General features: G+C 53.8%; 15 protein-coding genes. 3 read left to right on the top strand and 12 right to left on the bottom strand.

Features of this window, described 5'->3' with window-relative positions; translation table 11 throughout:
• Positions 1-25: 25 nt before the first annotated feature.
• The gene (locus FHT67_RS21745; RefSeq protein ID WP_167201304.1) at positions 26-1,567 is read right to left on the bottom strand and encodes an alpha-L-rhamnosidase-related protein; all 1,542 of its coding nucleotides are present in this window, start codon (positions 1,565-1,567) and stop codon (positions 26-28) included.
• A gap of 357 nt (positions 1,568-1,924) precedes the next feature.
• Here FHT67_RS21745 and FHT67_RS21740 point away from each other — a divergent pair, with 357 nt between their 5' ends.
• The 3 genes from FHT67_RS21740 to FHT67_RS21730 all read left to right on the top strand — a co-directional run bounded on the left by FHT67_RS21740 (position 1,925) and on the right by FHT67_RS21730 (position 5,224).
• On the top strand, positions 1,925-3,316 hold the full coding sequence (locus tag FHT67_RS21740; RefSeq protein WP_132310416.1) for an ABC transporter substrate-binding protein: 1,392 nt from the start codon (positions 1,925-1,927) through the stop codon (positions 3,314-3,316).
• Between the two features lie 196 nt (positions 3,317-3,512).
• Positions 3,513-4,394 (top strand): carbohydrate ABC transporter permease, encoded by an 882-nt coding sequence (locus FHT67_RS21735; RefSeq protein WP_167201303.1) that lies wholly within the window; start codon positions 3,513-3,515, stop codon positions 4,392-4,394.
• A complete protein-coding gene (locus FHT67_RS21730) occupies positions 4,394-5,224 on the top strand; it encodes a carbohydrate ABC transporter permease (RefSeq protein ID WP_167201302.1) in 831 nt (276 codons plus the stop codon). The genes FHT67_RS21735 and FHT67_RS21730 overlap by 1 nt, the downstream gene beginning before the upstream one ends.
• A 57-nt stretch (positions 5,225-5,281) precedes the next feature.
• Here FHT67_RS21730 and FHT67_RS21725 read toward each other — a convergent pair whose 3' ends face one another.
• The 11 genes from FHT67_RS21725 to FHT67_RS21675 all read right to left on the bottom strand — a co-directional run bounded on the left by FHT67_RS21725 (position 5,282) and on the right by FHT67_RS21675 (position 22,181).
• Positions 5,282-6,595, bottom strand: coding sequence for an ABC transporter substrate-binding protein (locus FHT67_RS21725; RefSeq protein WP_167201301.1), 1,314 nt, complete (start codon positions 6,593-6,595; stop codon positions 5,282-5,284).
• A complete protein-coding gene (locus FHT67_RS21720; RefSeq protein ID WP_167201300.1) occupies positions 6,588-8,108 on the bottom strand; it encodes a response regulator transcription factor in 1,521 nt (506 codons plus the stop codon). The genes FHT67_RS21725 and FHT67_RS21720 overlap by 8 nt, the downstream gene beginning before the upstream one ends.
• A 5-nt stretch (positions 8,109-8,113) precedes the next feature.
• Positions 8,114-9,880 (bottom strand): sensor histidine kinase, encoded by a 1,767-nt coding sequence (locus FHT67_RS21715; protein WP_167201299.1) that lies wholly within the window; start codon positions 9,878-9,880, stop codon positions 8,114-8,116.
• 561 nt (positions 9,881-10,441) lie between these two features.
• Positions 10,442-11,578, bottom strand: coding sequence for a bifunctional cystathionine gamma-lyase/homocysteine desulfhydrase (locus tag FHT67_RS21710; RefSeq protein WP_167201298.1), 1,137 nt, complete (start codon positions 11,576-11,578; stop codon positions 10,442-10,444).
• 16 nt (positions 11,579-11,594) lie between these two features.
• The gene (locus tag FHT67_RS21705) at positions 11,595-12,512 is read right to left on the bottom strand and encodes a PLP-dependent cysteine synthase family protein (protein WP_167201297.1); all 918 of its coding nucleotides are present in this window, start codon (positions 12,510-12,512) and stop codon (positions 11,595-11,597) included.
• Between the two features lie 45 nt (positions 12,513-12,557).
• Entirely contained in the window at positions 12,558-13,199 is a 642-nt protein-coding gene (locus FHT67_RS21700; RefSeq protein ID WP_132310432.1) for a class I SAM-dependent DNA methyltransferase, read from the bottom strand.
• A 163-nt stretch (positions 13,200-13,362) separates the two neighbouring features.
• The gene (locus tag FHT67_RS21695) at positions 13,363-14,346 is read right to left on the bottom strand and encodes a glycerophosphodiester phosphodiesterase family protein (RefSeq protein ID WP_132310434.1); all 984 of its coding nucleotides are present in this window, start codon (positions 14,344-14,346) and stop codon (positions 13,363-13,365) included.
• An 88-nt stretch (positions 14,347-14,434) separates the two neighbouring features.
• On the bottom strand, positions 14,435-15,478 hold the full coding sequence (locus FHT67_RS21690) for an S-layer homology domain-containing protein (RefSeq protein ID WP_167201296.1): 1,044 nt from the start codon (positions 15,476-15,478) through the stop codon (positions 14,435-14,437).
• A gap of 66 nt (positions 15,479-15,544) precedes the next feature.
• On the bottom strand, positions 15,545-20,056 hold the full coding sequence (locus FHT67_RS21685) for a glycoside hydrolase family 3 C-terminal domain-containing protein (protein ID WP_167201295.1): 4,512 nt from the start codon (positions 20,054-20,056) through the stop codon (positions 15,545-15,547).
• Between the two features lie 250 nt (positions 20,057-20,306).
• Positions 20,307-21,509 carry an MFS transporter gene (locus FHT67_RS21680; protein ID WP_132310440.1) on the bottom strand — a complete coding sequence of 401 codons (1,203 nt, stop codon included), beginning with the start codon at positions 21,507-21,509 and terminating at the stop codon, positions 20,307-20,309.
• A 72-nt stretch (positions 21,510-21,581) separates the two neighbouring features.
• On the bottom strand, positions 21,582-22,181 hold the full coding sequence (locus FHT67_RS21675) for a TetR/AcrR family transcriptional regulator (protein ID WP_132310442.1): 600 nt from the start codon (positions 22,179-22,181) through the stop codon (positions 21,582-21,584).
• Between the last annotated feature and the right edge of the window lie 51 nt (positions 22,182-22,232).

Raw genomic sequence — 22,232 nt, 5'->3', positions numbered from 1 at the left:
TGCTGATAAGTCGATCTCGGTTCAACTAAATCAGATACTTCCGAACAAAATAAGTTGGCGTGCAGCTCCATGCATGGCAGTAGCTGTTGATCAGGTTGCTGCCGTACGGCGACAGCTTCTTGTCTTGCGGATTGTACAGCTCCCAGAACGTATCCGCGCCATCCTTGATCATTTCTCCCCAATATGTCTGCATCTGCTGAATAGCCTTCTCCCTGCTGCCAACCGAGAACAAGGCCTCGATCAAATGATGATACATGTACGGCGTTGTCATCCCGATCGCGGGCTGCTCCGCAAACAGGCGTTCCAACAACGCGGCGTTCTCCTCCGCCGGCAATACGTCCGCAAGCACGAGCCAGATCTGCGATGCCCAAGAAATCTGGCGATCGGTGCCGCTGACGAAGAAACCGGCGTCCGCATCCCATAGTTGGGTAACAGCTGCCTCAGCCGTTCGCGCAATCTGTTCTTCGATATACTGCTGCTTGTCAGCCAAACCTAGAATGCGGGCCAGCTCCAGCCCCCGCTTCAAGCAATAGATGAGCACGCCTTGGGACGGCGCCTGCTTGTTCAGCTCCGGATGCCAGTCGATAAAGCTCCACCAGGTCTCGTCATCCCGCACGATCCCCCGCTCATCCAGCCTCTCCACGCCGATCTCCAGCTGTTCCAACGCAATCGGCCACAGCTCCTCAAGCGTCTCCTTATCCCCGGTAGCCTCATAATAGTCGTACAAGCAAGCCGCAAAAAACAGCGCGTAATCGTACAATCGCGTATCGTCCGCATGGGCATGCGGCTTCTCAAAGACACAGGCTCCAACCGCACCGTCCGGGAGCCTCATCCCGGCAAACAGATACAAACAGCGTTTCACCAGGTCATGGTTGTTAAACGTCAAATAATTCGCCTGCGCCTGCAGCCTTAAATCGCCAATCCACAGCCTGCGGTCCCGCTTGGGCCCGTCCTCAAAAACGGTCTGCATGCAATCCTGCAGCGTCTTAAGCGCGATCCGGTCCATCTCCGCCCATTCACCGGATACGCTATCCGGCAGCGGCGCAACGCGGGCGGCATCGCCGGACGTAACCGCCGTGCATTCCACCCGCTCGAATGACACGTTATACTTTTTCGAAGTATCCAGAACATCCACCTTGATATAACGGAACGTATACCGTCTTGGAAGCTTGATCTCCGCAGGAAGCACATCGATAAAAACGGTCTCCTCCTGCAGCCAGGAGCTGCTCAGCCAGCCGTCGTACGACTCAAAAGGCTCCGCAATCTCGCAAGGCATCTCCCCAATCGTCAGCTTCAGCTTTAACGGTGCGTCCGGCGGACTGCCGACGGGCTTTATCTTCAAGCTTACGTAACCAACAAGGTGATCGCCAAAGTCGAGAATAAAGCTGTCTCCTTTCCCGAGCATCCGCTCCTTCCACGCCTGATCCTCTGCCTGCATAACCCGCCACCCTTGAAAAGCCTCCTCGTCTGCCACAATCTCAACAACCGACCTAGGCTCAACCACGCTTGTCATTAATTCAGGTATTAACGATTCCGCTTTATCGACCATCGTTTGATTGATTAACATCTCTAAACCCCTCCCGTATCCTGCTGCCTTATCTTCTTATACTTACAATCGTATGCGCTTACATTGCTTCCTACAAGGACGGCCTTTTTGGATAGGCATCCGTTTTTTTTAGATGCTCCGTTTATAGACGTCAGCGTTTTTTGGGTCCCGCGTACGATTAATTTGGATCGCCCCCTGAAACCCCGCGCCACTCTTGCACTGTCAAAAAAAATCCGACAAGAGCCAAAAAAAGCAGCGCTTATCAAGCACTCGTGAAAGCCTTTACACTTAGGTCCACAGGGCTCCGGAAACCCGAACCGCTAGCGAGAAACGAAACCGATTCATTACGCTCGAACATAACAAGGAGGGTATATCTGAATGGCACAATCTAAAAAGAAAACAATGCTGGCCCTGACAGGAGCCGTGCTTCTTACATCCGCTTTGACGGCATGCGGCAGCAACAATAATAACGGCAACGCTGCGAACGCCAATGCAAGCAAATCCCCGGAAGCAAGCCAGACCGCGGCAGCCGAATCGCCGGCGGCAACAAGCGATGCCTCATCCGAACGCTACGAGAAGCCGGTCACGCTGAAGCTGATGATCGACAACCAGACTTCTACGGAGGGTATTAAAGCGGTAGCCGACGAAATCGAGAAACGATACAACATCAAGACCGAATTCGACCTCCGCCCGGGCGGCGACGAAGGCGACAACCTCGTGAAAACAAGACTCGCAACCGGCGAAATGGATGACCTGAGCTTCTACAACTCCGGCTCTTTGTTCAAAGCGCTGCAGCCCGAGAAATATTTCATTGATCTGACAAGCGAACCGTTTATGCAAAATGTAATGGATTCCTTCCTGCCAACCGTCAGCGTGGACGGCAAAACCTATGCGGCCCCAAGCGGCGCATCGCAGGCAGGAGCTTGGCTTTACAACAAGAAGGTCTATGCGGAGCTAGGCTTATCCGTTCCGAAAACTTGGGATGAGCTGAAAGCCAACAACGAGAAAATTAAAGCGGCAGGCAAAACGGCGGTTATCGGCTCCTACAAGGACAGCTGGACCTCTCAGCTGATCGTGCTGGCCGACTACGCCAACGTACAGGGCGATGCTCCAACGTTTGCCGACGATTTCACCAATAACAAAGCGAAGTTCGCCGATACGCCTGCCGCTCTGCGCAGCTTCCAGAAGCTGGCCGAGATGAAGGATTACATGAACAAGGATTACCTCGCCACCACGTATGACCAGGCGCTCAAAATGCTCGTTGACGGCACAGGCGTTCAGTACCCGATGCTGACCTTCGCTCTCTCGAACATCTTTGCAACGTATCCGGATAAAATCGACGATATCGGCGTATTCGCCCAGCCTGCCGACAGCGCGGACAAAACGGCTCTGACCGTATGGATGCCAGCCGGAATCGCGATCTACAAGGATGGCAAAAACGTGGAAGCCGCGAAAAAATGGATCAACTTCTTCGCTTCGCCTGAGGGCATGGCTCTCCTGGCAACAAAAGCAAAACCGGAAGGTCCTTACGTGATCAAGGGCGCAACGCTGCCGGATGATGCTTACGCAGGCGTAAAAGAAATGATGCCGTACTTCGATAATGGCAACAACGCACCGGCCCTCGAGTTCCTGTCCCCGCTCAAAGGACCAAGCCTGCCGCAGCTGACGGTTGAAGTTGGCGCAGGCATGAAATCGCCGGAGGACAATGCCAAGGCGTACGACAAAGACGTCGAGAAGCAAGCGAAGCAGCTTGGCATCGCAGGCTGGTGATAAAACCTTATATCGAAGTCATCCGAAGATGAGCGACCGCGTTTCAATGGTAGTTTTATCGCCAATCAGAAAATGAGTATTTCGAGCTCGAAATACTTACATTTTCTGATGTGGTAGGCAGTCATAGCAGCCCTGCCCTGCTTCTTCAGGCAGGACAGGGCTTTTTGCAAAGAAAGTAAGATGGGAGAGATTCACCATGCAGAAGGCTTCCCTAACAAAGGCTTCCAAAAGGTTTTATACGTACAAGTTTTTATTGCCCGCGGGTATTATTTATTTCGTGCTGTTCCTCTTGCCTACCATCATGTCCTTCTTCTTCAGTATGACGAGATGGGATCTGGTGGACTGGGATTTCATCGGCCTGGACAACTATAAGACGTTTTTCTCGGAATCGTCGCTTAATATCGGCTTCCGCAACACCTTGATCTACGCGGTTGTAACCTGCGGCCTCAAGGTCGTATTCGGGCTTTTGCTGGGGGTCGCGCTGACATCCGGTCTCCGAATCAAAGGCTATCTCCGTTCCGTTGTTTTCTTCCCGACGCTGCTCTCTACCATTGCGGTAGGCATCGCGTTCAGCAGCATGATGCATCCGACACAAGGCCTCATTAATAAAAGCCTGGCGCTTGCTGGCATTGTTGGCCCCGATTGGCTTGGCGACACGAGTATCGCTCTTTTGTCCGTCGCATTCGTTGACGTGTGGAAGGGCGTTGGCATGGCTACGGTTATTTTTATCGCGGGCATTATGTCCATTCCCGAAGACTATTACGAAGCGCTCCAGATCGACGGCGGCAACGCCTGGGACCGGTTCAAGCATATTACGAATCCGCTTGTGGCTCCCGCGATGAACTCGGTTATTATTCTCGCCTTCATCGGGGGCCTGCGCTCCTTCGACCTCGTATGGGCGATGACCAAAGGCGGGCCGGGCTTCAGCACGGACTTGATCGCTTCTATTATTTATAAACAATATCAAGGCGGCTTCTATGGCCTCTCGACGGCGGGCAACGTGATTCTCTTTATCGGCGTATCCCTGCTGGCCTTCCCTCTGCTTAAGATTCTGTCCAAAAGGGAGGTTGATCTGTAATGAAGCTGAAAGGCACGAAACGAATCGTTTTCGAGGGTATCGCGATTGTCTTGTCCGTCGTTATTTTCTGGGTCCCGTTCTGTTTTGTCATTGTCAACTCGCTGAAAAACAAAACGGACGCCGCTCAGCTTGATCTAAGCTGGCCAACGTCCCTTCAATGGTCGAACTACAAGGAAGTTCTTATCGCGCAGGACCATATGGTGATCCGCTCCTTCGTGAACAGTACGCTTATCACCCTGCTGTCGATCGCTATTCTTGTTGTAGTCAGCGCGATGACCGGCTATGTGCTGCAGCGCCGCAATGACCGCTGGTCCGGCATTATTCAATTTCTCGTGCTGGCCGGCCTTATGATTCCGCCCGCCGTTGTGCCAACGATCTGGGTGCTGGATTCCATCCGTTTGTTCAAGACGATGTCCGGGATCGTCCTGGTTGAGGTTGCGCTTGGCATTTCGTTCGCCGTTATGCTGTACCGCAGCTTTATGGCGACGATCCCGAGGGAAATTGACGAAGCGGCTATCGTGGACGGCTGCGGCAGCATGCGGATGTTTTTCCAGATGATTCTGCCGCTTCTTATGCCGGTAACCTCGACGGTTATCGTGCTGTCGTCGGTCGGCATTTACAACGATTTCGTGAATCCGCTGTACTTCTTCCCGGGAGCCAAAAACGCCACCATCCAGCTGACCCTGTACAACTTCACCAGCATGTACAATACGTCCTGGAATCTGCTGTTCGCGGACATTATTCTGATCTCTCTTCCGCCGCTGATCCTGTTTATCTTCTTCAACAAAAGAATCGTTGCAGGCATGACGGCCGGCGCGGTCAAAGGCTGACAAACGCAAACAAATCCCGCAAACCAAGATCAGGTGTGCGGGATTTTCCGTTCCCGTCTATTGCTGCTTGTCTAATGCCGCCTGCAAATCCTGCATATACATCCTGCCGGTGTAATCCTTGCTTGCGATCAGCAGCTGGGCGTTATTCCAGGCTACCGTCTGCGTATCGGCATCAAATAAAGCCTCGAACCATAAAGCGCCGTTCTTGACGCTGTCGATCGTCTCCTGCGCCATTTGCGTCAGCTTAGGCACATCTTCGGGCATGTTCTGCACGTTAAAGCCGGAGATAACGCCGTATTCCTGCATCGCTTTGTCCCCGTACCCGGTAAACACCGCCTTCAGCCAATCCTTCATCGTATCGTCATACGCTGCCGCCGATAAAGAAGTGGTCAGCCCCGCGTTCATCAGCCAGTCATCCTTCGTTCCCACTCCGCCCTTCACCAATGGAATGTTAAACAAACCGATGGCTTCCGTTCCGATCTTGTTTCGGATCGTGCTGTTAAAGTCCCTGAGGCTCCAGCTTCCCGTGTAATACATGGCGGTTTTCCCTTCAAGGAACATCGTTGTCGCTTCGTCCGTCTCGGTTGTATTCACATGTCTGCCGAAGTAACCACGCTGGGCCATCTGCTGAATCGTATCGGCCGCTTTAACAAAACCCGGGTCCGTTACCTTCAGCTCCCTGCGGGCTACCCGCTGCATCGCATCGTAGCCGTACACCCGGATCACATAGCTGTTAATAAGCCGGGTGATCGGCCATTTGTTGCCGCCCGCCAGCGAGAAGGGCTGTATGCCATGCGACTGAAATACGTCCGCTGCGTGCAGAAGATCATCCCAGGTCTCCGGAACCGCCAGACCATACTTGGCGAACAGCGCTTTGTTGTACCAGAAGCCCTCAATGTTGATCTCTAGCGGCAGAGCGTACAGTCCTTTGTCACGGACCATCGACTTGAGCAGCTTCACGGCTGCCGGGTTTAATTCGTTTTGCAGGCCAAGCTCGCGGAACACCTTCTCGATATCCAGAATAAATCCGTTATCCGCCAGCTGCTCAAGCGGTCTGCCCGACTCGTAGGAGAAGACCTCCGGCAGATCGTTGCTTGCCGCAAGAAGCTGGATTTTCTGAACGAGGTCCGAGGTGTTGACGTTCTCGAATTCGTATTTAATGGTGGGATGGTTCTTCTCGTATTCGCGGGCCTGCTCGCTGATAATCCGGGGCTGCTGCTCTTCGAGATCCGACGATACGTAATGAATAACCCGGGTAGGATCCGCGATTTGCTCATCCCCATTGGATCCGTAAGAGCCGCCGCTCGTGCAGGAAACGAGAAATACGCATAAGGCGGTTATTAGGCCCATTGCCGCAGCCGGCCTATTCATGTTCCTCCACCTCCTGCGCTTGCTCATGCGTTTTGCCGCCGACATGTCCTTCACGGAATTGCCCCGGCGTTACGCCCGCATATTTCTTGAACAGCTCCGTGAAATGCCTGTAATTATAATAGCCTACCTTCTTGCTCACATCGTTGACAAGCATGCCTTTGTGCAGCAGCATCTTCGCCTGCTCCATCCGCAGCTTCGTAACATATTTGATATACGAGGTTCCAACCTTTTCCTTGAACAGCAGACTGAGATAAGTGGCATTCATGCCGACATGCTCGGCCACCTCCTGCAGGGTGAACGACTCCAGGTAATGCTTTTCGATAAAAGCCAGCGCCTTCTCCACCGCATTATGCTTCGCCCGTTGCTTGTCTTCCCTCATAAAGTTATGAAGCAGCTCCATCTGCTCCCGCAGCCATTCGAACATCCGGTCTCTTGACGACATCTCGCCGAGCTCCCGGTGCGGGACAAGCGTCCGCGCTTCTCCGCCCGCTTCCATGGCCACCTGGTACCCGATATAAGCAAGCTTCAGCACCTCTTGTTCAACCAGCTCAGGACTTAACCGCTCCGCTTCCGTCCAATGCTTGTATTCCTCCAACTGGCGAAGCAGCCCTTCCTTATTGCCCGTTCTCATGAAGAAGACGATCTCTTCCTCCCGCTCATTAAGGCCCTTCGGCAGGCTTTCTTCGGCAGGCTCAAACCGGGTCCAGCCCTTCTCCTCCAGAAATACCGCGTAACGAAGGGCCCGGACGGCTTCCTTCAGGCTTGCCCCCGCTTCCGACAGATCGGCATACGTTTGTCCGGAGCCAACCGTCTCCTGCATTTGCGGGGAGAGGACCGTCAGCTGCTCCCATAATTCATCCGCGGGCAGCTTGCTATGAAAGACCGCCATTACCCATTCCTTCCCGTACGGAAAAGAAACCATGCGATAGGACGGGTGATCTTCGAGAAGCGGATCCGGCTTGCCTGTAGCGGCAAGAATCGTAATCCCGATGACCTGCCTAGCCTCCGCTTCGCCATAAGCGGATCTCCAGGCGGGAATCGCATCCGCGCCAAGCAGCAGCAAATCAAGCGTTGCCTTCTCCAGCAAAGCTTCTTTATTGGCGGCCACTTGGGTTTTCAGCTGCGTATGCTCCTGCTGATGGCCGATGCGGGCAATGGTCCGTCCGATCGCCTCGTCGATTTTTTCAAGCGTGATGGGCTTATCCAAATAATCAATAACGCCAAGCTTTAACGCCTTGCGGATATATTCGAACTCGTTAAAGCCGCTGAACACGATGCACGCGGTATCCGGCATTTCCTTCGCGATCTCTTCGATCAGCTGCAAGCCGGTTAAGCCGGGCATGCGGATATCCGTCATCACGATATCGGGCTGAAGCTCGCGGACCATCTGAAGAGCGGAGAGACCGTCGGCGGCTGTGCCAGCCAGCTCAATGCCGTAACGGGACCAGTCAACCATCATTTGAAGCCCCTTAGTAACGATATATTCATCGTCGAAAATAACGGCTTTTAACATGACTCTCAACCCTCTCTGATTTCATTTGGCCGGAACCGGATCTCGACGATTGTTCCTTTCCCCGGTTCGCTCCGAACCGTTAACGAGCTTCTGTGACCGTAATAAAGCATGATGCGTTCCCTGACGTTGACAAGCCCGTACCCGGTCTCCGTAGCCTGGATATCCTCCATCCCCACGCCGTCGTCCTCCACGGTGAAGACGGCCGTTCCGTCCTCCATTCTGCCCGTCAGCCGGATCGTTCCTTCTCCAACCTTCGGCTCCAGGCCGTGGTAGATGGCGTTCTCGACAAGCGGCTGCAGGATTAGCTTCAGAATCTCGATGCTCATCAGTCCTTGCTCGACATCCACGATATATTGGAACCGCGACTTATAGCGGAGATTTTGTATCGTCATGTAATGCTCGATATGCTGAAGCTCCTTGAACACCGGAATCGTTTCCTTCCCTTTGTTCAGGCTGATCTTGAAGCTCTCCGACAGGGCGACCGTCATCTTCGCGATATCCGTGTTGTTCTGCAGAATAGCCATCCAATAGATCGAATCCAGCGTGTTATAGAGAAAATGCGGCTTAATCTGCGCCTGCAGCGTCCGAAGCTCCGCTTCCCTCTCCTTTAGCTGCGAATGAATAAGCCTTTCATTCAGCTGTTTGTTTTCGGATGAGATTTTGCGGAACGTTTCGCCAATCGCCCCGACCTCATCCTCTTCGAAGGAAATAACCTGAACCGAGGCGCCCGAGCCCTTGGACCAGTCCACCATCATTTTTTTCAGCTGCAGCAGCGGCCGGGTAATGCTTCCCGATACGAACATGGACAGAATAATCGCGATTAGCGCGATAAAGCCCGCAATAAGCATCGTTACCGTGCCGATCCGGTTTGAATCCTGCAGCAGCACGTTTGTTTTGACGATATGGAGAAAGGTCCAATTGGTTGTCGCATTCCGGTAACCAACCGTCAAATAGCCATGCTGATGCAGCTCGCGCAGGACGCCCTCCTCGCCAACCTCGCGGTCGATCATCTCCTCAATCGAAGCATTCTGGGCATAGACGCTGCGGGACAGCTTGCCTGTCGTATCCAGCACGATAAAATCCCCGTCATCCCCCATCGCCTGCTCGAATATCGTTTTCTTCAAATTAATAATAAGCAGCCCGATGACGCGGAAGCTCGCCGGATCACGAAGCAGCTTTACGCTGGAGAACGAGGCCCCGGCAGTCCCCGAATGAATGGACTGAAGGACGTTATAGCTGAAAAATACTTCTCTTCCGTTAGCTGCTTCCGCACGCTTGTACCAATCCGTCTGTCCGATCACCGACCGGCTTGTCTCATCGTCATAGATGCCCGCGTTGGCTTCAACGCTGCCGTAGCAGACGGAATGAAAGCCTTTGTCAAACAAGCAGATCGAGTCGATATGACGGGTATCGATCAGATTGCGCACAACGAGATTTTGCAGGCGGTTGGCGGTCCGGATATCCAGCACATGGCTTTCGTCCGCCGCGCTTGCCTTCAGCTCCTCGCGAAGCTGATCATTCGCCAGTATAAGCCGGTGCATGTTAATGACGTTGCGAAATAAGAGATCCGCCACTTCGCTTGCCGCCTGCAGATTATGCTTGTTATTGTCCAAATGGTTATGCACGATCGTATTTTTCGAAATATTAAAGGAAATATATCCAAGAATGATTAGCGGCGGCACCGACAATAACACTACGGCCAGCAGAATTCGGGTGCGAAGTCTGCGGGGACGGTACTGCCTTAGAAGCGAGGATAAGGAAAAGGATCGCATCCGCTTTGGCTCCTTGGCCGCCGATCGGCCCGATAAGATGTTTCCTTCATTGTAAACGAAATTTGGGACGTTTATCACGGCGCATTTTTTTAGGTGGGGTGTCAGGATTTTTTGGATTGTATTTATTTGAGCTTACCTAGGTTAAAGAGCAAACTGCGTGTTTGTATGTTCTTCCGATCGCCGTTGCTCGGGGATTCCTTTCAACTAGAGTTATCATAGTAGGAATCCCCGAGCAAAAGCGAACATTAGCATTTCTCCAGAACATACAAACACTTCGTTTGCCTTTAACCTGTCAAATAAAGAACAATAACCAAGAAAATCCTTGTGGGAGGTGGCCGATATAGCCAAAGAGGCTGTGCAGGTAAGATCTGCACAGCCTCTTCTTTTGGTTTTACCTATTCGGGGGAGTGCTTAACGATGTACGGCATCGTTAAGAACGATATAAGACGGACTCTAGTTAGCTACGGGTTCGGAACATGTCGGACACAACGTCGATATAGAGGAAAGTTTCGTGCCGCGACCGGCTTAAGGCGTGGTACGATAGGAACTAAACCGGCTTCGCTAGCCTTCCAGGCTCTGGGTCAAATCGGAGATCAGATCCTCGCGATCTTCGATGCCGACCGAGATGCGGATCAACCCGTCGGTAATGCCAAGCAGCTCTCTCCGTTCCTTCGGAATGGACGCATGCGTCATCCGGGCCGGAACCGAGATCAGGCTTTCTACGGCGCCAAGGCTTTCGGCTAGCGTAAAGTATCGAACCTTTCGCAGCACCTCCGCTACCTTCCCGGTGCTTCCCACGTCAAACGAGATCATCCCGCCGAAGCCAAGCGCCTGACGCTTCGCCAGCTCATGCTGCGGATGGTCCGGCAAGCCCGGGTAGTAGACCTTTCGAACAGCCGGATGCTCGGCAAGAAAGCTTGCAATCTCGCGGGCATTGTTTTCATGGGCTTCCATTCGCAGCCCCAGCGTCTTCATGCCGCGGATAAGAAGCCAGGAATCATGCGGGCCAAGCACGCCGCCAACGGCATTCTGAATATAATGCAGCTCCTCGCCCAGCTTCTCGTCTGCCGTAACGACCAGCCCCGCAACAACGTCGCTATGCCCGCCCAAATATTTGGTCGCCGAATGTACAACGACATCCGCGCCTAACGCAAGCGGCGTCTGCCAATAAGGCGTGCCAAACGTATTGTCTACAATAAACATTAACCCGTGCGACTTCGCCCAGCCAGAGACCGCCGAGATATCCGTCAGCTTCAGGAGCGGATTGGTCGGCGTCTCGACGAGCAAGGCCTTTGTATTTGGCCGTACCGCCTGCTCCAGCGCATCCAAATCTGCCGTGTCCACAAAGGTGGCCTCAATGCCAAGACGCGCAAGCACCCGGGTAACAATCCGGAACGTCCCGCCATACACATCGTCGGTCACAAGCAGATGATCCCCGCTGCCCAGACGCGACAGCACCGTATGAATCGCCGCCATGCCGGAGCTGAACGCAAGTCCCCGCGCTCCGCCCTCAAGCTCCTTGATCAGCTCCTCCAGCGCATGCCTTGTCGGATTGCCCGTGCGGGAATATTCATAACCGCGGTGAACGCCGACGTCCTCCTGCTTATACGTACTCGTCTGATAGATCGGAACGTTAACCGCGCCGGTATGCGGATCAACCGACGTTCCGCCGTGAATCAGCTTCGTTAATCGCTTCAACGTCAAGCCGCCTCCTCTATTCCCCGTAAATCTGCTTGCTCAGATAACGCTCGCTTCCGTCCGGGAATATCGTCACGATGTTGCTTCCCGATGGCGCAAGCTGCGCTTCTCTGAGAGCAGCTTCAAGCGCCGCGCCGGAGGAGCTGCCGACAAGCAGGCCTTCCAGCCTTGCCAGCTCCTTCACCCGCGCAAACGCAATGTCGTCGGTAACGGTGTGGATCGCATCGAAATAGGAAGGGTCCATAAACGGAGCCAGCTTCTCCACGCCGATGCCTTCGGTCCGGTGCGGCCCGGACTTGCCGCCAGCCAATATCGAGCCTTCCGGTTCGACGATAGCCGTCTTTACGGTCTGACTCCGCTCCTTCAAATACCGCGCCGTTCCCATAAACGTTCCGCCCGTTCCCGCTCCCGCCACAAAAACATCCACTCTCCCGTCCAGCTCCTGCCACAGCTCCGGACCAAGCGTGTCGTAATACGCGGAAGGGTTCGCCGGATTCGAGAATTGCGCCGGTGAATACGCTCCCGGAATAGACAATACGAGCTCCTCCGCTTTGCGGATCGCCCCAAGCATTCCCTCTTCGGTTGGGGTATTGACGACCTTCGCTCCAAGCGCGCGCATCAGCGTCTGCTTCTCGATGCTGAATTTTTCGGGTACGACAAATATCACTTTATAGTCCGTGCCAACGGCGGCTAACGCCAGCCCAATCCCCGTATTGCCTGCCGTTGGTTCGATAATGGTTCCTCCGGGCTTCAGCTCGCCCCGCTCAGCCGCATCGCGCAGCAGCGCCAGACCTAACCGGTCCTTCACGCTCCCTCCGGGATTCATCAGCTCCAGCTTGGCAAATAACCGGACCCCTGCGGGTAACGGGAAACGCGTCAGTTCAACAATGGGTGTATTTCCGATCAGCTCACGGACATTGCGGTAAATAGCCATGCAAGCATCTCTCCTCTGCTGTTCCCGTCTAGAGGTGCAATTCGTTCAGGCCAGCTTGACCGCTTCCAGCAGCCAGACATAACGGTTGAGCCGGGTGAAGCCGACCGTAAAACCGTGATTCGTAAACAGCTTATTCAAGACATCGAGAGAGGTATAATACTCCGTGCGCAAATCGTTATATAAATTTGGGAAGCCCGCTTCAAGGGCAGATTGTTCAATCTCGTGACGCTCCTCCGCATTGGCAAAGGATGTATCCGCAAACACCACGCGCCCGCCGGGTGCAAGCAATTGGCTGTAGAGGGCAATCGCTTGGTCCTTTTCCGCATCCGTCAAATGGTGAAAAGCATAGGTGCTGACAATCGCGTCGATTCGCTCCGGCAATTCAGGAAACTCCAGAAAATCGCCGTCCAGAAGCCGGATGGGCAGTCCGCGCTTCGACACCTCCCGGCGCATGCCTTCCGAGGGCTCGATGCCGTACACCTTATCGCTCCGCTTGAGCAATTTCTCCGTCAAATTGCCCGTGCCTACCCCAAACTCTACAATCGTTCCGCTAACCCTCTCCGCTACCGCTTCAAGGATGCGGTCATAGCCCGCAAATACCTCCCGATATTCCACATCTTCCCCGGCAACCGTCCGATCGTAAGATTCCGACCATTCGTCAAACAGCGCTGTAAACTCTCTGCCCATCTGTACGCATGCCCCTCTCGTGCTGCCACAATGTGTTGCTTGCTATCAGCATATGTAGCCGGGCTCAACTTGTTCTCCTTTTTCCAACCTTATTAATCGGATTTATTCATAAAAAGAAACAGCCCTGCTCAACGAAAGAGCAAAGCTGTTTAATCCTCCCCCGTTACCGGTTATATCGGGGAGCAATCCGGTCAATCCGGTTCGTCCAGATGACGCCCGAATATTCCTCGGGCAGGCGTTTTAAATCTTCCACCGTATCAAAGCCGCTGGAAAATTCGCTGCCGTCGCCGCCAACGATCACGACGCGATTATCCGCTTTTGCCATGCGATCCAAAAACCTGTCCGGCCATCCCCACAAGAAGGGGGCAATCTTCTCGGGAATATGCACTTCCGTATGGCTGCATGCCGAAGGCACATACCCGGTCCATCCAACGGCGAGATAAGGAATCAGGCATTTCTTCATGGTGGCCTTCGACATAACCCTCATACCCGGAAGCTCTTTCTTCAAAGCTGCAATCGGCTCATCCCCGCCATAGACAGCCAGATTGCTTCTGCGGTCCTCCGGGAGCTTTCCCAAATATTGCGCCAGCAGCCGGCCTTCATCGGGATCATTGCTTTTTACGTCAATAAGAAAGGATTGAGACGGAAAATGCTCCAGCACCTCCGTTAACGAAGGCATTTGGCCAACTCCTTTTCCCCGGAAAGGATGCGTTTTTCCGCCGTCGGCCGTATAACCGTAACCGATATCAAGCTGCTTTAATTGTTCCATCGTATAGTCCCGGGTAACGCCTGTGGCGTTCGTACGGCAATCCAGAGTCCAGTCGTGAAACACGGCAAACTGGTCATCCTTTGTGATATGTACGTCGAACTCGACGATATCCGCACCGGCTTCGAAAGCGGCTTCCATCGACGCAATCGTATTTTCCAGGTACGGGTATTCCGGCTTGTAGATCCGCTCCGCCGTACAAGTATCATTCTGAATGTCTTCCATGGTAAAGGTCTGCGCCATTCCGCGGTGAGCAAGCAGCAAAGGCTCGCCGCCAGACGATTTTGCGAAATACGTTGTATTGTTTAGAAAAACGAGCACGATTACAAGCGCAATGACAATAAACGCTTTACTCTTTACTATCCTGACCATTCTCTTCATGAAAGACGCCTTCTTCCCGCAAGTCACTATCGTCATTGTGCCAAAGCGCCCCATTGTTTTCAATGATGGCTTGGTTATATTTGAATGACTAATCCGCCATTCGTAAGATCAACGTTACCGCTTCCGCACGGTTGGCGGAATCCGCGGGAACGAATTTGTTGCCGCCCCTGCCGTTAACGAGGCCTGCTTTCACGGCCGCGGCTACGGCATCCTTCGCCCATGAAGGGATGCTCGCCGCATCCGCGAACGACAGCTGCCCGGCCTGCGCCTGCGCCGTGTCCAGCTTAAGCGCGCGAGCGACGATAACCGTCATTTCGGCCCGCGTAATCGGAAGATCCGGACGGAAGGTACCGTCCTCGAAGCCCTTGATCCAACCCGCGGCAACTCCGCTTGCAATGGAAGGCTTCGCCCAATTGCCTATTCTTTCGTTATCTTTAAAATCGGTGCCCTGCCGCTCCGCTTCCGGCAGTTCCAAAGCTCGCGCCAGCATCGTAACAAACTCCGCCCGGGTAACCTGCTTGAGCGGTTTAAACGTTCCGTCCGGATAGCCGTTGGCAAAGCCCATTTGGGCAGCCCGCGTAATGGCATCCTTCGCCCAGAAGCCTGCCGCGACGTCCTTAAATTCCCTGTTCGCATTCAAAACGTAAATCTGAACCGTTTTATCGGGCGTTTGCTTCTCCGAGGTCAGATCCGTGCGGACAAGCTTAACCGATTCAATCTTGACGGTTGCTTTTCCCGCCGCAAGGCTGCCAAAGGTAAACGCGGCCAGCGCTTGCGACCCTTCCGAGCCCGCAGCGGAGCCCACTTTCGTATAAGCGAACGTCACTTTGTTGCCGGATTTAATCGGAGAGATGGCAAAGCCGTTTTGTTCCGCTGCATTGTTTTTGGGCAGCAGGTTATTGGCGGATTGTAAGGAAAGCTTCGTTGTATCGTAAGAAAGAACAATCTCGTAACCGTACACGTCTTTCAGCTCGCTCGCTTTTACCGTTACGGTTAACGCCTTATTCACGCCAACGCTTGTCTGGTCGGCGCTAATTTCGTAAGAAGCCGCAGCGGCAGACACTAAAGCAGCCGGCAAACCGGCAAGCAACATTCCTACTACCAACGTCGAGAGGAACCATTTCCGCAGCATCTTTCTTCTCCCCCATAAAAGCAGGAGAAGGGACTTTCCCTCCTCCTGCTTGCCTATGATTTTTAATTAAGCTTGCAGAATTTTTTGCGCAATGATAGCAAGATCGGAAATATCGATAACGCCGTCATTATTGAGGTCCATCCGCTTAATGGAGCTCCAGTCCGCGGATTGCGAGGTTTTACCGTAATTGACGGATACTTGAGCAAGGTCAAGCACGCTGATTCTGTTGTCGCCGTTGACGTCGCCGACAACCTGCGTAACGACAAGCTGCTTGAATGCTTGAAGCGCCGTATGAAGCGCCGCTGCCGCGTCTTGCACCTGCTGCTCGGTTGGCGCTCCGGCGGCAACGGCTGCCGCTGCGTCAATGGCAGCTTGCAGGGTGGCTTTGGATCCTGCAGGATACTGGCCAACAGCCGTACCTTCAACCGCCGCATCGTGGAACGCTTGCGCTTCGGTGATGATATCGAGCAAGGCTTGCGTATTCACGTACAGGATTTGAACGCTTAAGGCATCGCCGGCTTCAGCCGCAATCTCGGTTGCGGCATCGGAGAATTCCGCGCTGGCGATAGCAAACACCGCCGCCCTATTGCCCGATACCTGCTTGGCTTTCATATTAAGCTTGATTACGTCGCCGGCAGCCGTCACCGCGTGATCCGGTCCTTCGCTGACGGCCAGGATGCGCACGATGCCTGGTTCATCCGTATTTGTGCCAACAATGCTGACTCCCTCTACCAGCGATTCCGCGTTGAGGAATTCTATAGCGCTGGAATCGTAGCTGATCCGGATATCCTGTGCCAGCAGCGGAACGGATACATGGTTTAATCCAACCGTCAGGCTGAACGGAGCATTGGAATAGACCTGACTCGCCCCCGCAATGGATGCCGTAAGGACACCCGCATGATGAACGGCCAGGGTGTTGGTCACCGCAATTGCCGTATTATTTGCATCGGTTACCGTAATCGTAACGGTATACGGGCTGGCATTATCGCTTCCTTCCGCCGGCGTACCCGTAATTTTGCCCGTAGCAGGATCGAAGGAAAGTCCTTCAGGCAGCCCGGTTACGCTCCATGCGTAAGGCTTGGTTCCGCCAATTGCGCTTAGATTCAACGACTGTTCATAAGGAGCTCCTACCTCCGCACTTGGAAGCACCGCATTCGCTGCCGGGGAGCTGATGGTCAACTCGTTCTCTGTGACCTGCAGCGTATCAATCCGGATATCCGGCGAATCAAACACTACATAAACCGTATGGAGACCGGCCGGGGCGTTATCTATCGCCGCTTCCACCTCCGCAAAGCCAAGCTCGCGTACCGTTTGATCCGCCGCAGTTGGCATGGTATACGCGGATACGGAGGTGACCGGAACTTCAATGGTTGCAAAAGGCTCATTCGCCGGCGAATCCGCGCGAAGCGTAATATGACCGCCGCTGCTGTTGCTCGCAACGCTGGCAACCAGCTTTTGGGCGCCCGTAAAATCGGTCTTAGGCAGAGCTACCCATGCTCCCTGCTGCTTCGAATTAACGGTGTAGTATTCGCCGGCGATCTTATCTTCGCTAAGGCTAGCCACCGTCCGTGCTTTGGAAGCTTCGGAATACGCCACATGGCTGGACGCGAACGCATGGTCAAAGACGTTGAACTTGCTTACGGCCGAAAGCGATGCAAGCTGATCGCCCACGATTGTGATATTGCCCGTAAAGCGAATATCGTCCGAAGAATGGCCTACCATCAGGGAATATGAGCCGTCCTCAACGATGTAATCGCCTTTGTTCACATCCCAGATCGCTAGATCCTTAGGATCGACGGTTAGGGTAACGACCTTGTGCTCGCCTGCCGTAAGGGATACTTTCTCGTAGCCGACAAGCTTCTTCTGAGGAGCTTCGGCTCCGTAAGCAGAGCCGTTTTTCCGGGCGTACAGCTGCACGACCTCGGAAGTTGCGATGCTGCCTTCGTTAGTAATCTCTACGGATACGTTAAACGGAGAAGCGCTGCTTGCGCTGGATGGAGCCGAGAAATCCTTGTACGTAAAGTCCGCATAGCCTAAACCGTAACCGAACGGATAGGTAACGGGCGCCGAAGTATACATATACGTCAGCTTCGTTTCTACCGGATCGGCATTCGACATATCCACGGTGTAACGCGGATCGATCTGGCTAAGCGTTGTGGCGCTGCCTTCCGGAATCGAGTATTTATCGATTGCAGGCAATGCCGACATATCCGCATACCAGGTAGACGTCAATCTGCCGGTTGGCGCGTAGTCGCCATACAGCACATCGGTAAGACCTTGCGCGTCGAATTCGCCGGAATATGGCTGTTCCACAATCGCCGATACGTTAGGGTCGTTCTGAATTTCTTCCATGATGACCGGCGAGCTGGCGAGCAGAACAACGATTGTTTTCTTGTTCTTGGCCGCGAAAGCCGCGGCAACATTTTTGACCAGCTTGTAATCATTGGCGCCCAGGTAAAGATCCGCGCGGTCATTGCCTTCCGCCGCGCTGTTGCTTGGATGCGCGCCAATAAAGACGAGAGCATAATCCTGCGTGTCCGCCAAAGCTGCCGCATCCGCGCCGGCTTCCTTGACCGTTGTTTTCTCGAACTTGGCGTCCGTGCCGCGGGAATTGTAATTCGCGGGATTTCCGATTGCCGCAGCCCCCGTAGCCATCTTGCCGTCCGCCGCAGTAGTCACATACCGGCCGCTGTATACGCCGGTCTGAAACGCCAATCCGCCGGAGATAATCGAGACGGAATTGTCCGAATTGCCTTCGATGCGCAGCTTAGCCGGAATCGTGCTGTTATTGCTGACCGACGTCGGGTTGGACCAGTCCGAGCCCGTCAGCAGCAGGTTTGCCGTTGCCGTATTGCCAACCGCCGCATTGTTCGTTGTTGGCGCGGTAACCCAGCGGCTGTTCTCCTTGGAGAGAAGGCTTGCCGCCTGCTGGCCCCAATCATAGACCTCGAACAGCTGAGCGTTGGTGAACGTATTATCAGATGTCGAATAGTCCGCCGTTAATTGAGCCCCTGCCGCCGTTCCGGCAGTCACGTATTTGCCGTTAGCCTTCGACTTCAGCGCGATAACCTCGCCGCCGGTATTGAACTGCACCTTGGAAGCGCCGATCGTGCTCAGGATCGCGAACAACGGCGTTTTGCCGGCAGTCGGAAGGCTTGGCGTGCTCGCCGAATACTGGGCTTTCATGCGCATATCCGCGTATGCCCCAACAACCGCCGCTTTTTTCGTTTTATCGAGCGGCAGCGCGCCGTCCGTATTTTTGAGCAGAACAACCGTCTCGCGCGCGGCCTGCAAAGCTACTTCCTGATGCGCCTGGGTGTTGAAGCTCGTAAGATTGGACGATACATCCTTCGCCTGGCTCGCAAACGGATAATATTTCGGGATGCCGTTTGCGCCCGTTTCGTTAAATATCCCCGCGCGGACCAGCTGATTCACAAGCGGTCTGCCCGCGTCCCGCACATCCTGCAGCGTGATGCCGTACAGCCCCTCTTTGACCGCGTTGGCAAGCGTCACGACATCCGTCTTGTCGGTACCGGAGGCGCGGACGGATTCCGAATGACCCAGCACCATAAGCGCCAGCGCATGCTTGCGGTCAAGCGTATACTGCGTATCGTAGCCATTGCCGAAGCTTGCGTTGTACAGATGCTGCTCCCCGTTAAAGTCCGGCGACGAATACATGCCGTACCGCGCAACCTTGTCGCCCAGAATCATATAAGGAGAAATAATATTCGGAATGCCGTTTGTGCGCCCGAAGGAAGTCATAATACCCGATACGGAGCCGGACTCCAGCCCTTTGAACGCGGACGGGGTCTGGTATTCGTAGATGGCCCTTGCTCCCGCCGCGGTGCTGGAGGACTGCCGGAACCATTCCGCATTGTACATGGAGAAGTGCTTCGTCCCTACGATAGCCCGGATCCAGAAGCCGTTGTCGCTTTCGTTCTGGTCCGTGCCGGACAGCCCCGCCGCCATATTGTCGATCATCGTTGCCGACAGATACGGGTCTTCCCCGTACCCTTCCGGGAAACGCCCGTTCAACGGGTTAATCCGCAAATCCGACAAGGCGGTAAATGCGATCGGCTTGGAGGCATTCGAACCGTTATGAATATTGGCCGTGCCCTGCTTGACGTTGTTCTGGCTGATTTTCTCGCTGCCCATCACCTGCCCGACTTGCGTCAGCAGCCCCTTGTTCCACGATTGGCCAAGGCCAACGAGAGCGGGAAAATCGGTCGATACGCCGTATACGTTATCCGCGGCCGCAATGCCGCCCGGCACCGTCTTGCCCTTGATCGGATTATCGTCCATCACAAACGTGTAGTTATCGCGGATGCCCGTTGCATATAACGCGGCGCCTTCTAGGCCCACATAGTTAAAATAAGTATCCACGAAAGCGTCCAGGTGAGAAGGCACCCCGTCAAACAAAGGCATTCCGTCGAAGATGCCTCCCGACTGCGTGTTAAAAGCAATCGAATCCGCCGAGGCTTTGCTCGGCATCACCTGCAGAACGCCGCTGAACATCAAGGTTCCGGCTAACAATAAGGAAGCCGTCTTTCTTCTTTTTATCCCCTTCGAACTGTCCATGCTGACACCATCCTATTCATCCCAATGAATTGATTGCGACTGACGGCGGATGCTTGCGAAGCTTGAAACGGTAAGCTTTCCCCCTCTCGGCTGAACTTGTCGACACCTAAATTGTAAACGCTTACTTAATTGGGGGTAAGCGCCTCTTTTTTTGGGATAAGTTCCTATTTTTTTTGATAACGGGGTTAAATTAAAAAAGCTGACACCGGTTTTAAAAAAACCGACATCAGCGAATCGAGCCTCTTTCCTGTTAAGTTCTCGCGCCTTGCAGGCTGCGTTTTCTATCGCTTAGCGTCAACGCGAAGCATAGAAGCAGAACGACGCAAGCTAGCGTATAAGGGTAATTAATATTGGCATCGAACAGGAATCCGGCGATGATTGGTCCGGCAATATTGCCAAGGCTCGTAAACGCCGAGTTCAGACCGGCCACGTAACCTTGCTGATCCTTCGCAACCATCGACATTTGCGTGCTGATCGCCGGGCGCAGGATATCAATCGCCAGGAAGATAATAAACGTTACCGCAAACACCATCCAGAACTGGTGAACAAAAAGCGTCAGGACGATAAACAATCCGGCAAACAGAAGACAAACGGAGATGACCCGCCGCTCGCCGAACGTCCTCAGAATCCAGCTGAAGATCGTAACCTGAACGACTGCGCCCGCAATGGACCCAAACGTAATAATAAAGGCGATATCCTTAGGCCCATAGCCGAATTTATGATCGACGAACAATCCGAATACCGTTTCGAAGTTCGCCAGTCCAAACGACATGACAAAGACGATAATCAATGCCAGGAAATAAGGCTCGCGATACGAATAACGAAGCTGTGTAACGAATCCGCGCTTTTCCTTCCCGGGCACCGAAGTTTCCGCTAGCTCCTCTTGTACGGGCTTAGACTCCGGAAGGATAATCAAATTGATCACGGCTGCCAGTACGCCTGCTGCCCCGGCTGCGTAGAACGGCGCCCGGATGCCAAATTCGGCAATATAGCCGCCGATGCCGGGACCAATGATAAAGCCGGTCGTAATGGCCGCATTAATAAAGCCCATGCCCGAGGCCCGCTCTTCCTTGGTCGTAATGTCCGCCGCGTAAGCCATAACGGCCGGCATAATCATAGCGGCGCTAATGCCCCCAAGCAGCCTGGATACGAACAATAAGACCGAGGATTCCGCGACCCCAAACAAAGCTTCGGAGAAGGCGAACACAAGCATGCCGAACACGATCATCCTTTTCCTGCCGAATTTGTCGGACAACCGCCCGGCAAGCGGCGAGAACAGGAGCTGCGTCAGCGAGAACGCCGCCACGAGCAGGCCAACAATACCTCCCGTTATGCCAAGCGTCTCCATAAACTTCGGCATAATCGGGATAACAAGCCCGATCCCCGTGAAAACTAGCAATAAATTAAACATCAGGATAAGCAAAGCACCCCGATTTTTAAGCAATAAAGTCATCTTATGATTCCCCCGATTTCTAAGCTGTTCGAATACTGAATATTCATTCTAGATCATTGCGAAAAAAAAGGCCTAGCGGGCCGGCGTGGCAATGCCGTGCAAAAACACGTCCATAGCCAGCCGGTAAGCCGCCAAAGCTTCCTCCCGTTCCATTGTTCGCGTGTGCTGATTCAGGCCGTACATCAGACTGTCCAAAATAATCGCAAGGCCGGTCACATTCGAGGATTGGAATTCGCCGCTGTCGATTCCCCGCTGCAGCAAATCCCGGTTAAAGTCAATATAACCTTTAACCATCTCGTTAATGCGCTCTTCGACCTCCGGATTTTTCTCCGCGTTGTTGAAGAACTCGTCAACGGCTTTGGTCAGCGGATGATTCAGCTGATCATGCGCCAGATGCTCGGCCATGCCGTACAGCTTATCGATAGTGGTCTTGTACTGCGGCTCCTTTGCCAGCCAGGTCTCTTCCCACTCCGTGTTCCAATCCTCGATTAGATGCAGGAACAGCCCTTCCTTGTTTTTGAAATGGTAATAAATATTGCCCGCGCTGCAGCCCGTCGCTTTGACGATGTCTTCGATGGAGGTCGCTTTATAACCCTTCTGCACGAACAAATTCCGCGCCGCATCCGCTATTTTCTTCTTTGTCTGCTCGGTTTGCTGCTGCTTCTTGTTCACGCTGCTTCACCCCGCTTGAGCTCCCGATTTCGATACTGAACGTTTATTCAG

The organism is Paenibacillus sp. BK720 (assembly GCF_011761545.1).
Lineage (GTDB): Bacteria > Bacillota > Bacilli > Paenibacillales > Paenibacillaceae > Pristimantibacillus.
The sequence above is the reverse complement of the archived record's forward strand: the minus strand, read 5'-3'. Positions and strand labels throughout refer to the sequence as shown.